At 30.9% G+C, this 12,283-nt stretch carries 11 protein-coding genes and 1 tRNA gene; 4 read left to right on the top strand and 8 right to left on the bottom strand.

What is annotated here, in order from left to right; translation table 11 throughout:
• Positions 1–98 precede the first annotated feature (98 nt).
• On the top strand, positions 99–1,736 hold the full coding sequence (locus GYM73_RS09760; protein ID WP_220233721.1) for a fumarate hydratase: 1,638 nt from the start codon (positions 99–101) through the stop codon (positions 1,734–1,736).
• 80 nt (positions 1,737–1,816) lie between these two features.
• Here GYM73_RS09760 and GYM73_RS09755 read toward each other — a convergent pair whose 3' ends face one another.
• The 4 genes from GYM73_RS09755 to GYM73_RS09740 all read right to left on the bottom strand — a co-directional run bounded on the left by GYM73_RS09755 (position 1,817) and on the right by GYM73_RS09740 (position 6,185).
• Positions 1,817–2,761, bottom strand: a complete 945-nt coding sequence (locus GYM73_RS09755; protein WP_220233720.1) for a carbohydrate kinase — start codon at positions 2,759–2,761, stop codon at positions 1,817–1,819.
• Between the two features lie 11 nt (positions 2,762–2,772).
• Positions 2,773–3,783, bottom strand: a complete 1,011-nt coding sequence (locus GYM73_RS09750) for a LacI family DNA-binding transcriptional regulator (protein ID WP_166005054.1) — start codon at positions 3,781–3,783, stop codon at positions 2,773–2,775.
• Between the two features lie 19 nt (positions 3,784–3,802).
• A complete protein-coding gene (locus GYM73_RS09745; RefSeq protein ID WP_220233719.1) occupies positions 3,803–5,146 on the bottom strand; it encodes a sugar porter family MFS transporter in 1,344 nt (447 codons plus the stop codon).
• A 460-nt stretch (positions 5,147–5,606) separates the two neighbouring features.
• Positions 5,607–6,185 carry a DUF4136 domain-containing protein gene (locus GYM73_RS09740; RefSeq protein WP_220233718.1) on the bottom strand — a complete coding sequence of 193 codons (579 nt, stop codon included), beginning with the start codon at positions 6,183–6,185 and terminating at the stop codon, positions 5,607–5,609.
• A 175-nt stretch (positions 6,186–6,360) separates the two neighbouring features.
• Here GYM73_RS09740 and GYM73_RS09735 point away from each other — a divergent pair, with 175 nt between their 5' ends.
• Together GYM73_RS09735 and GYM73_RS09730 are read left to right on the top strand one after the other, a co-directional pair.
• Positions 6,361–7,134, top strand: a complete 774-nt coding sequence (locus GYM73_RS09735; protein ID WP_160566143.1) for a threonine/serine exporter ThrE family protein — start codon at positions 6,361–6,363, stop codon at positions 7,132–7,134.
• Entirely contained in the window at positions 7,121–7,681 is a 561-nt protein-coding gene (locus tag GYM73_RS09730; RefSeq protein ID WP_105296456.1) for a threonine/serine exporter family protein, read from the top strand. Before GYM73_RS09735 ends, GYM73_RS09730 begins: the two co-directional genes overlap by 14 nt.
• Before the next feature lie 228 nt (positions 7,682–7,909).
• Here GYM73_RS09730 and GYM73_RS09725 read toward each other — a convergent pair whose 3' ends face one another.
• A complete protein-coding gene (locus GYM73_RS09725; RefSeq protein ID WP_220233717.1) occupies positions 7,910–8,908 on the bottom strand; it encodes an acyltransferase family protein in 999 nt (332 codons plus the stop codon).
• A 519-nt stretch (positions 8,909–9,427) separates the two neighbouring features.
• Here GYM73_RS09725 and GYM73_RS09720 point away from each other — a divergent pair.
• Positions 9,428–9,955 carry a hypothetical protein gene (locus GYM73_RS09720; protein WP_220233716.1) on the top strand — a complete coding sequence of 176 codons (528 nt, stop codon included), beginning with the start codon at positions 9,428–9,430 and terminating at the stop codon, positions 9,953–9,955.
• Between the two features lie 236 nt (positions 9,956–10,191).
• Here the strand turns inward: GYM73_RS09720 and GYM73_RS09715 are convergent.
• From GYM73_RS09715 to GYM73_RS09705, 3 genes are all read right to left on the bottom strand, one after another.
• Positions 10,192–10,265 (bottom strand) — tRNA-Met (locus tag GYM73_RS09715).
• Positions 10,266–10,336: 71 nt separating this feature from the next.
• Positions 10,337–11,281: a citrulline utilization hydrolase CtlX gene (gene ctlX, locus GYM73_RS09710; RefSeq protein ID WP_220233715.1), complete on the bottom strand. Its 945-nt coding sequence runs from the start codon at positions 11,279–11,281 to the stop codon at positions 10,337–10,339.
• Complete coding sequence (locus GYM73_RS09705; RefSeq protein WP_220233714.1) at positions 11,274–12,194, bottom strand: dimethylarginine dimethylaminohydrolase family protein; 921 nt, start codon at positions 12,192–12,194, stop codon at positions 11,274–11,276. The genes ctlX and GYM73_RS09705 overlap by 8 nt, the downstream gene beginning before the upstream one ends.
• Positions 12,195–12,283 lie beyond the last annotated feature (89 nt).

The following is a 12,283-nucleotide window of genomic DNA, read 5'->3' as shown; positions in this document are numbered from 1 at the left end:
ATTTCGTAATAGTCTTTAAAAGCGGTAAATATCATGTTTTATAAATCTATTAATATATAATTTTAGCGCTGTTAAATTTATAAAACTAGGCTTACTATATGGCAACACCGGATTTTAAGTATCAAGAAACTTTTGAACAAGGAAAAGATCTTACAGAATACTATTTACTAACTAAAGATTATATTTCAACCTCTACATTTGAAGGAAAAGAAATTCTTAAAATTGAACCGGAAGGTTTAACTCTTCTGGCTCAACATGCATTTCATAATGTTGAATTTTTACTTCGTCCGGAACATCAAAAACAAGTAGCAAGTATACTATCAGATCCGAATGCCAGTGAAAACGACAAGTTTGTGGCTCTTACTTTTTTACGAAATTCTGAAATATCAGCTAAAGGAATTCTTCCTTTTTGTCAAGATACCGGAACAGCCATTATAATGGGAAAAAAGGGACAACAGGTATGGACCGGAGGAAATGATGAAGAAGCTTTATCTAAGGGAGTATATAATACTTTTACAACTGATAATCTGCGTTATTCTCAAAATGCTCCTTTAGACTTATATAAAGAAGTGAATACAGGAACCAATCTTCCCGCTCAAATAGATTTATATGCTGTAAACGGACAGGAATATAAATTTTTATTTGTTGCAAAGGGTGGAGGTTCAGCAAATAAAACTTATTTATATCAAGAGACTAAAGCATTATTAAATCCCGATAAATTATTTCCTTTTTTAGTAGAAAAAATGAAATCGTTGGGTACTGCTGCTTGTCCTCCTTATCATATTGCTTTTGTAATTGGAGGAACATCGGCTGAAACTAACTTGAAAACAGTTAAGCTAGCTTCTACTAAATATTATGATAACTTGGCAACATCAGGAAATGAAGGCGGACGTGCTTTTCGGGATCTTGAAATGGAAAAAAAGCTATTGAATGCCGCTCGTGAATTAGGGTTAGGTGCACAATTCGGGGGTAAATTTTTTGCTCATGATATCAGGGTTATACGACTACCAAGACACGGAGCATCTTGTCCGGTTGGAATGGGTGTTTCTTGTTCTGCCGATCGAAATATTAAAGCAAAAATAAATAAAGACGGTATTTGGATTGAAAAATTGGAAGATAATCCTGCCCGATTAATTCCTGAACAATATCAAAAGGCAGGAGAAGCCGGAGGTGTTGCGATTGATTTAAATCGACCGATGAAAGAGATTCTTTCCGAATTGTCTCAATATCCTGTTTCTACTCGATTATCTTTAACCGGAACAATTATTGTAGGACGGGATATCGCTCATGCGAAACTGCAAGAAAAATTGGATAATGGAGAAGAGTTACCGCAATATATAAAAGATCATCCTATTTATTATGCCGGACCGGCTAAAACACCTGCCGGGTATGCTTCGGGATCTATGGGGCCCACTACTGCCGGAAGAATGGATTCTTATGTGGATTCTTTCCAATCCCATGGAGGCAGCTTAATTATGATTGCAAAAGGAAACAGAAGCCAACAAGTTACAGACGCTTGTCATAAATACGGCGGTTTTTATTTAGGAAGTATAGGGGGACCTGCTGCAATTCTTGCACAAACTAATATTAAACATTTAGAATGTTTGGAGTATCCCGAACTGGGAATGGAAGCTATTTGGAAAATAGAGGTTGAGAACTTTCCTGCTTTTATTCTCGTGGATGACAAGGGTAATGATTTCTTTCAACAGATAAAAAACACTTCGTGTAACTGCTAATTAATTTTATCTTTATATTTAAAAAGCAGCTTAATAATATAAGCTGCTTTTTATCTATATATAGATAAGATTAGTGTATGCTAATTGATTGTTTGATCTTCTATAAATGTGTTACTGTTTATCGATTTGTCCTGTTTGAATTTTTGGAATTCTTCTAAATCATATACCGGGCATGCTCCTATGTGATTGGTTATAAATGCTCCTAAAGCAATCGCTTCTTTCATAGCATCTAAATTTGAGAATCCTTGAGCTCGTTTAGCTAAAAATCCGGCCAGAAAAGAATCACCACTACCGACTGTATCTTTAATTTCAACTTGTATAGCTTCTGAATATATATATTGATATTGATCACAATATACTGCTCCCTTACTTCCTTTGGTTACAATTAGTCCATCTAAAGAGAATGTTTTACGAACATATTTAACGGCATCTTCTTCGGATGTATATTCTTTCCCCACCCATTCTAACAAAAGCCTTAATTCTGCCTTATTCATCTTTACTAAATCGGCTTTTTTCATAAAATCGATAATCGATTCTTGAGAAATATATGGGGGTCGTAGATTGATGTCAAAAACTTTATATGGCGCAACTTCTATTAATTTTGACAAAGTGTTTTTGGATAAATTATTTCTGCTTCCTAAACTTCCAAATACAAATCCTTGTGAATTCTTTACTAAATTTTCATATTCATCTTTCCATCCTATAAAGTCCCAAGCTACGGGTTCAACGATGGTATAATGAGCTTCGTTATTTTTATCTATTTCTGCTATTACAGTACCTGTGTTGTATTTATCGCTTATCTGGCATTCTTCTGTCGGAATCTCTGCTTCTTGTACTTTGTTAAGCAATTCTCTGCCTAATTCATCATTTCCAACACAACTAATCATTCTTCCATCAACACCCATTTTATTAAGATGATATGCAACATTAAATGGAGCTCCTCCTATTTTCTTTCCTGATGGGAATATATCCCATAATATTTCTCCAAAACAAATGATGGGCTTCGTATTCATATTATTTTTCATTATGTATCTTATTAAGAAGATTGTTTTATTATTAATTTCGAGTTGTACACTCTCGGTTTGAATTTTAAATTTTTATCTTCAATCATGCCGGTAATTATTTCTACAGCTTCTTTGGATATTTCATACAAAGGTTGTTTTATATGGCTCACCGGTACTTTAAAGATGTCAAAGGCTTCTGATTCATCAAAGGTAATTAGTGCTAATTCATCGGGTATTCTTATGTTTAACGTCATTAGCTTTTTAAGTCCTGCCAACGCTAATTTATTTGTTGCAAAAAATAAGGCATCAATGGCTTCTTCTTTTGATAGTAATTCATCTATAGCATGGGAAACTTCTATATCTATCTCCGCTTCATTAATGTATTTTATATTTTCTGATTTAATAGTTAACCCTCTATCCAACACAGCTCTTTTATAACCATTTACTCTTTCATTTATATGAATTAATTCCGTTTGAAATGACAGTATACCTATATTCTTTTTTCCTTTTTTTATTAAATGTTCTGTGGCTTGATAGGATGCTCCGTAATTATTAGTAGTAATTACGGGTATTTCCATATTATTATTAAAATATCTGTCTATTAAAACTATCGGAGCATTGGTTTTAGCTAAATCCAATATATACTTTTCTGAGCCTTCTACCGGTAGAATTATAAAACCATCTACCTGTCTGGTAAGAAAAATATCTATTAATTGCTGCAATTTTTCTGCGTTTTCATCGGAACTTCCAATTAATATTACATATCCTTTGCTGCTTATCTCATCTTCAATAATCCTTGCTATTTGAGAAGCAAACGGGTTGGCAATATCTGCAACCAACAAGGCAATGGTATGAGTTTTTTTGGCTTTGAGACTTCGCGCTATGCTATTGGGTCGGTAATTCAGTTCTTTAGCTGCATTTTTTATTTTTTCTGCTGTAAGTTTACTTATTCTATCGGTATGACGACCGTTCAAAACATATGAAACCAACGCAGTCGAAACTCCTGCTTTTAAAGCAACATCTTTAATTGAAACTCTTTTCATAGTAATTGTATTTTATAGCTTAGTCAATAAGCCCTAATTCTTTTTCAATTTGTTCTAAAGATTTTCCTTTGGTTTCCGGAATCCAAAATTTAACAAAAATAAAGGCAATTACAGTAAATATTCCAAAAATTCCAAATAATGCACTATCTCCTAAATTTGCTCGTATAATTGGTGCAAAATATACAGTTAAAAATGTACAACCCCAGCTAACAGCAGTTGAAAAAGACATTGCTAATCCTTTAATTCTATTAGGATAAATTTCGGATATAATTACCCACATTACCGGAGCGAAGGATGCAGCAAAAAAGGAGATATATCCTAATAAGGCTATTAAAACTCCCATACTATTTTTTTCAGGTTGTAAGAAAGCATATGTCAAATATCCTAAAGAAACAGCCATTCCAAAAGCGCCCCATAATAAAAGAGTTTTACGACCTTTAGAATCCACTAATTTCAAGGCAACTATAGTCATTAATACATTTACAATTCCCACGATCATGGATTGAAGTAAAGCTGTATCTCCACCTACTCCCGCAGAACGGAAAATATCCGGTGCAAATATTAATACAGCATTTATACCGGTAATCTGCTGGAATGCTGCTATAAGGGTTCCTATTGCAACTATTTTGCCAGTCTTTCCGTTAAATAATTCTTTACTGCTGGCTTTTTCTTTGTTCTTTTCAGCATTTATGGATTTTTCCATTTCAGGAAGTTCGTTTTTAACATAACTATCTCCTCCTATTTTATTAAGAATTTCTACGGCTTCGTCTTTTTTCCCCTTAGCTAAGAGCCAGCGTGGACTTTCCGGAAATGAGAATACTAAATATAGTAAAAAAATGATTCCGAACAGGGCTGGAACTCCCAACATAAACCTCCAACTTTCTTGACCTAAATTAATCAAGAAATAATCAAAAACATAGGCTAAAAAGATACCGATGGTTATTGCAAATTGATTGAATGATACCAACGTTCCTCTTTTATTGGCCGGGGAGATTTCTGAAATATACATGGGGCCCACTACTGAAGTAGCTCCTACAGCGAAACCGGAAAGAACCCTAAAAATAGTTAATCCTATAAAGCTGGTTGCAAAAGCACAACCTAAAGAAGAAATTATATATATAATTGCTGTAATGATCATAACATTTTTACGACCGTATTTTTCAGCAATACTACCGGTAAAAAAAGCTCCAATTAAGCAACCAATCATTAAAAAACTGGCAACCGTACCTAATCCGCTATCGCTTAAACTGAAATCTTGCTTTATGAGATCATTGGCTCCGGCAATTCCTGCCATATTTAAACCAAATAATAGACCTCCGTTTACTGCAACGAAAGTAATCCAATATAGATATTTTGTATTCATATTACATTTATGTTTGTGGTTTCATGCAGTAAAATTATATCATTTAACCGATTAAATGATTTTATTTGAAATGAGTTATATCATATTAAAGAATGATAATATTTTTATAGGTGTGGAGATTGATAGTACATAATTATACATCTTATTTTTTCAAATGATTCAAAAATAATTTTATTAAATGTAAACGAAAATGAATTCTTAAATTTAAATATTGTTAGGTTGAAAAAAATGATTCTTTAACTTTAAAAAGATATTTAGTTTAAAAAATATAAATCTTTTATCTTTCCGAATTTATTGTTTAAACGTTTAAACATTTGCTATAGATTTAAATATGCTTTATAATTCTTATATGTTAAAAACATCATACAAACTTACTTAAGAAAGCTAAATAATCTTAACTTAATAATTCTTTGTACTAATATCCTATATTAATATAGGGTTATATATCATTAAATTTAAACTAATTGTAATAGTTCGTTTTGCTTGGTTTGGATTTTGTAATTTTCTTAGGCGGATATTTCTTAAACAACAAATTAATTGATGAATTATAAAAGGAAGCTTTAGAAGCGGTAGAAGTATTAAAAGGTTTAGAATCGACAACTTTTGATGTCCAAACTAAATTCTTTGTTTTAGCATCATCAAAATCGATTTTAAACGAATAATTAACAATTTTACTATTATTTTTTATGGGTATATCTACATTAGTACCTAATCCAAACCAGCCACTTCCTCCTCCAATTCCTAAATTGACCGAACTGTTGGCAGGGTGTGTAAGTTGGGTATAAACTTCCACGGCTATATAAACATCGGGGTTATCAACATCTTTTATTAAACCTTTGGAAAGCAACACCGCATCCAGGTTTTTCATAAAATTTGTACTATCTATTTTATTATTAAGTTTTACTTTATTATCTGCATAATAATTATAGGTTTTTACTGTAGAAAAATTATATCCTGAATCATAATCTACTGATAGATTATTGGTTTGACATGAAGCCAATGTAATTAATAAAATAAATAACAGCCAATGTGATTTCATATATTTATATAATTTACATTCAACATAAGTAACAAATTTACTAATATTTTAGTCATATTTTACTTGCCTATCTAAATTATGTCTCTTTTATGTGATTGTTATCAGGTTTACGTTATTTTATCTCAAAACTCTACTTCCTTGTTATAATTTTACACCTATTAATTAATACTTCTATATGACTGATACTTCAATCGAAATAAAATTTGTAAGTGAAGTTATTTCAGATATTGCTATAAGCCTTATCATGAATGGTGCTAATACTTCGCGAACACTAAAAAATACGCAAAGAATAGCCGGAGCTCTTGGTTATGAAGCTGATTTATTTTTTTCGTTATCAGGCGTTGTACTTAGTGTGAGAGATAAGAAAACTCATGTTATGCATACTATAGTTCGTGCTATACCTCATATTGGAGTAAATTTTGAAATTGTTTCCGAGATCAGCATATTATCATGGAGAGTGATTCATGAACAAATGGATGTGAATGCCGTTAATGAACAATTTAATTCTATAAAGACAATTAATCATTACCCAAAACCCGCCATTTGGTTTTTTGTAGGTCTTGCCGGAGCCAGTTTATGCAGAATTCTTAATGGTAGTTGGATTGAGTTTTTTATTACTTTCCTTGCGACTGTTTTGGGAATTCTTTCCAGACAGTTTTTAACTCAAAAAAAATTCAACATTTTTATAATTTTTACTATTGCTTCTTTTACTGCCGTATCTGTGGTGAATATTTTTAGATTAATCACCGGTCTTGATCTTAAAAGTGCTTTTGCTGCCAGTGTTTTATTTTTAATACCGGGTGTGCCTTTAATTAATTCTTTCATAGATATTTTAGAAGGATATGTTACACAAGGTATTGCCAGGGGAATACACGGATCAATGTTAATTTTTGTTATCGCTATGGGCCTATTTTTATCACTATTTTTATTTGGATATGGATTTAATTAATTTTTTTACCGTTTGTGAGAATGTAACTATTTGGGAAAAAATATTTTGGTCTATGTGGGTTTCCATAGGCTTTGCCGTTATATTTAGAACGCCTTACCGTTCGATGTGGGTGGTGGCTTTGTTAGGAGCTATGGGGTTTAGCTGCAGAGCTGTATTATTACATTATTTCGTAAATCAAATTGTATTTTCAAGTTTTGCAGCTGCCAGCTTAGTAGGTATATCCGGCGTATATTTCGCTCATAGAGTACACACCCCTCCTATTGTATTTACGATTCCCGCTGTCATTAATATTATTCCCGGTAAAATGGGTTATGAATTTATGATTTCTTTGATCGAGGTTATGACTTTAAAAGAGGGGGAACCTCTGCAATTTAATTATTTAGTTGAAATGCTTGAAAAAGCTACTCGTACGGGCTTTACTTTATTATCACTTGCATTTGGTGTTGTTTTTCCTTTATTAATTTTTAAAACCAGATCAGTTAAACAAACTAATCTTAATCAATTATTATTTAATAAACTGGTTCATATTAAGAAGAAAAATGAATAAATGATATGTTAAACAAATTGATAGTCTTATGATAAAATAAATTATTTAACTAATTATATTTAATTTATCTCCATATAATTGAGTAATAAAGAATATGAAATTCAACAATTTAATTATTTAATTAATTATTTTTCAATTAGTTTTTGTTAGTTTATACTATTTAGTAAAAAAACAATCATATAGTTTTATATGATTGTTTTTTTACTAACTTTTTATTTTATTTTTTAATTATCTTTTAATTTTATTAAAGATTATCTCAATTAATTTTAAAGGATTCATTATTAATTGAATAATTTTTAGCTTAGTTAAAAACAAACATACTAAAGTAATTGTTATAGCAGCTAAAATATCAACTACAAGTGGTATATGACTGAAATGTTTTGTAACTATCCCCCAATATACAGGATATACTATCATAATATGTAATAAAAGGATGCCCAAACTAGCGGAACCAAATTTATAGAAGGTATCCGGGATAATATTAAAAAATGCTGCAGAACTGAATATGGCAAAAACAAGAAAAATCAACCTTTGAATCAATCCATCGGTAATGGTAGGAAATACACTATAGGAATATCCTCCAAATGTGGTGAATGCATGATAGCTAGTTCCATACAAACATACCCAGATACCAAATATTGTAAAAAATAATACGGAATATATTTTTTTAATATTTTTTATTCTAGACCATATATCTTGTGGGGCATAATATCCAACAAAAAAATGAGGTATAAAAACCAAGATTCTTAATGCAGAAACATAATCAGGATGTAAGATAGGATCTATCTTAATGAATCCAACAGCTAAAGAAATAGCAATTGAAATTAGTAAGCTTGCCCATGCCGGTATATTAAATTTTTTTATTAGTATTATAAAATATCTCCAAAGAATTAATCCCGCAAGATACCAGAGCGGGCCTATGGGTAATAGTATATATCGTACGATATTGAAATGACCGGCAGCCATGGAGGGGATTGAATAAAAAAGCTGAAATAGATAATATACTAAAACAAAGCCTAAGATGAATTTTTTAAACTTATCCCATGTTAAATTTTTTGAGAAGTAACCTGAAATGATTATAAATAAGGGTATAGTAAAGGTTGAAGAAAAAATGTAAATCAAAAGTTTGATTTTAGATGTAAATAAATCATATTCACAGGTATGTGCTAATACTACAAAAAATATTAAAATGAACTTAGCGGAATCTAAAGATTTATTCCTTTCCATAAAAAAATAAAATTACTTAATAATAAACTATTTGTATAATAAATTTAATTTAAAATATAACGATCTGTTTATAAATATATAGAGATCCAACTTTTAATTATAAATTTCAATATTCTTAAAATTTATAAAAATCTTCAACTTCATATAAATAAATAATTACTTTATTTATCAGCATTTCCAAAGGTTGAAAGCTTCTATTTTTTATAAAAATTGGTCAAATATACATATAAAATGTTAATGCAATTCATACAATAATCATGAGTGAAAAGTAATGATAAAAATCACTTAAACAAATAAAAATCAAAAAAATGTTTATTTTATATTAATAAAATATATTTTTTTATATAAAATTTAGAACTAATCATACTATGGGTTATATTTATTTTTATATAAGATCATCACCAATTGTTGTTCAATTCTTTTTTTCTCAAAACTCCTATCTTTTCTCAAAAAATATAGTGGCAACAAAGTAATGGAGGAAACCAAATTAATTATACCGACCTTGAACCTATTGAAGTGGTGGGTAATAATTCCTTTTTACCTGATTATATATCCGGTGCATACAATCATGCAGTAGCAAGTGTTCAATATGGAAGATATAGCCCTTATAAGCCCGATGCATTTAGTTTCAGCTTGGGATTTTCTTTTCAAGGAATCTTTGGAGAAGCAAACTTAAGTATTGGAATTGCAGTAGCCAACGGTGATGCGGATTTAGTTGTGGGAACTGGAGGTGGTATGGGAATAAAACCGAGCATACCGGGGGTAAAAACCGGGGCTCAATTTGCTTTTCATGATAACTATTGGGATAATAAAGATCTTTTAAAAGGTCTTTCCGGAACGGATGTTAGCTGGGAAGGCTCCTTTTTGGTGGAAGGTATGTATTCAACGTCTGCAACAGACTCTTTAACACCTGCTAAATCAGGTGTAAAAACAATGGGAATAAATGCCGGATTGGGGTTTGGAGCAGGTGTTGCTGTTTCTAAATACGAAACTTTTAGATTAAGTAATGGTATTCGTCAGTTAAGTAATTGGTTTAACAATAAATAGATAATGAAAAAGATAATTATTTTATTATTGGGAATTACTATTAAGTTCTTGTTTAAAAATTGATTGTGAAAAAAATGCTGATTTACATAGAGATGAAGAATGCATTATGATCTTAGAGAAAGAACCCTCAACAAGTCAAGCTTATTTAGATTTCAATAATGAATGAAAATAAAGGATAATAGGAATGTCTCTTATATAAAAAACCCTCATAATTCTATATGAGGGTTATAATTTTGTAGCGAGGAGCAGACTTGAACTGCCGACCTTTGGGTTATGAATCCAACGCTCTAACCACCTGAGCTACCTCGCCAATTAATTCGAGGTGCAAATATAACGGGATTTCATTAATTTACAAAATTATTTAATAGTAAAAGCCGATTTTTAACTTTCTGCTTTAGGTAAAAATATTTCTGCTAACATACATCGTACGCCACCGCCGCCGTATTTTTCAATTGTGGGAATATCAAATACCAATATTTGACTGTATTTATTTATGGCATTTATTTGACCTGCATTCAAGGATTGATAGGCTGTATTGGACATTACTAAAAATCTTTCTTTTTTATCGTTTTCCAGTTGTAAGGTATTTCCTAAAAAATGATTCATTTGTTCTTCTGAAATGATAATTACCTCCTTTTTCGTAGTTTGTAAAAAGTCTATTACTAGTTTTCTTTCTTTTACATCTTGGATAGATTCTTTACAAATTATGGCGAAATCTTCTGCCACGCTCATCATTACATTGGTATGATACACCGGGTATCTTTTACCATTTTTTTCTTGTGTAGAATGAAAAACTACAGGTGAGAATTCCAAATCTTCACAAAACTCTATAAAAAGTTCTTCGTTGGTTCTTTCTGAAATGGCAGCATAGGCGATTTCATTAGTACGATCCAATACCATGCTTCCGGTTCCTTCTAAAAAAATATCTTCCTCTTCAGCCCGGCTGTAATCTATTATTTCATTAATTATAAATCCTTCCTTCTCTATACTATCCAATATATCTTCTCTTCTTTCTACTCTTCTATTTTCAGCATACATAGGATACAGCACTACTTTACCGTCTGAATGAAAAGAAATCCAGTTATTTGGAAAAATTGAATCCGGTGTATGCGGTTGATCCGTATCTTTAACAACCAAAACATTTATTCCGAATTTTCTAAGTTTTTCAACCATATTTCTGAATTCTTCCTTTGCTTTTTCTTGAATAGATTCTACGGAAACCGAATCGTTTTGTTGGAAGAAATTATTTTTTGCTGTTTGATAATTATACCCAAAGGAAACGGGTTCTATCATCAATACGGTATTTGTTATCTGCTTATTACTCATTTGTACGTATTAAAGGTAAAGTGGAACATCTTAGAAGGCCTCCCATTTTTGATATTTCATGGTATGGAACTTTTTCTACTTTTATATTCCATTCGTTTTCCATAAAATTATTAAGTCTTTCAAATTTATTTTCCGAAATAACCACTTCCGGTGAAATGGAAAATACATTAGTATTCATGTAATACAATTCTTCGTCCGTTACTTCAAAGACATTATTTGTGCCAAAAAAATCAAGTAAGAAATGATAGTCTTTTTCATTTGCAAAACCTCCTTTGTAAAGAATAGCTTTATCTTTTCCAACAGGCATAAAGGTGCAATCGAGATGTAAAATTCCGTTTCTCGGGTTTTTATCATCTTTTTTTAACGGTAAATTTATAAAGGTTTTATTAGGAAATAAATCTTTTAAGTAATCTATAGCATATTGGTTTGTTCTCGCTGTTTTAATATTCGCAAAGTCTTTTCCTTCATAAGCTCCGCAAAAAACAACATCGTTGTGAGGTATAATATCCCCTCCTTCAACTTTTGCTTTTTTAGGAAGATTATAAATATTCTGAAAATATATGGATTTGAATATTTCTTTATAAGCATAGAGTTCTTCTGCTCTATCTGCAATCATATTAGATATAATGATCTTATCTTCTATAACAAAGGCTACATCTCTTGCAAATACTTGGTTATAATCTTTTAAAATTTCGGGAGATAAAACCGTAACATCATATTTTTGAAGGGCTTTTTTAAATTCCTTCATTTCGTGTATTACGTCTTCTTCTATAGGGTAACTGTTGTTTTTTACATTTTCATAAGACTTTGCATCATAAGTTTCATTTAGTTCCGGTGTTTTTCCCATAGAACAGGGTTGACCCAGAATAACCACTTTCAGCTTTGATGTTTCATTTTTTATGTTGAGCTGCATAATATTTCATCTAGTTAATTGATTAAAAAAAATCAAAGTTAGTTCAAATTTACAGAAAATTTATTTTTAAGGAGTTTTACTTTATGTTA

This window comes from Apibacter sp. ESL0432 (genome assembly GCF_019469225.1).
Taxonomy (GTDB): domain Bacteria; phylum Bacteroidota; class Bacteroidia; order Flavobacteriales; family Weeksellaceae; genus Apibacter.
This window is presented reverse-complemented; position numbering and strand designations above follow the sequence as displayed.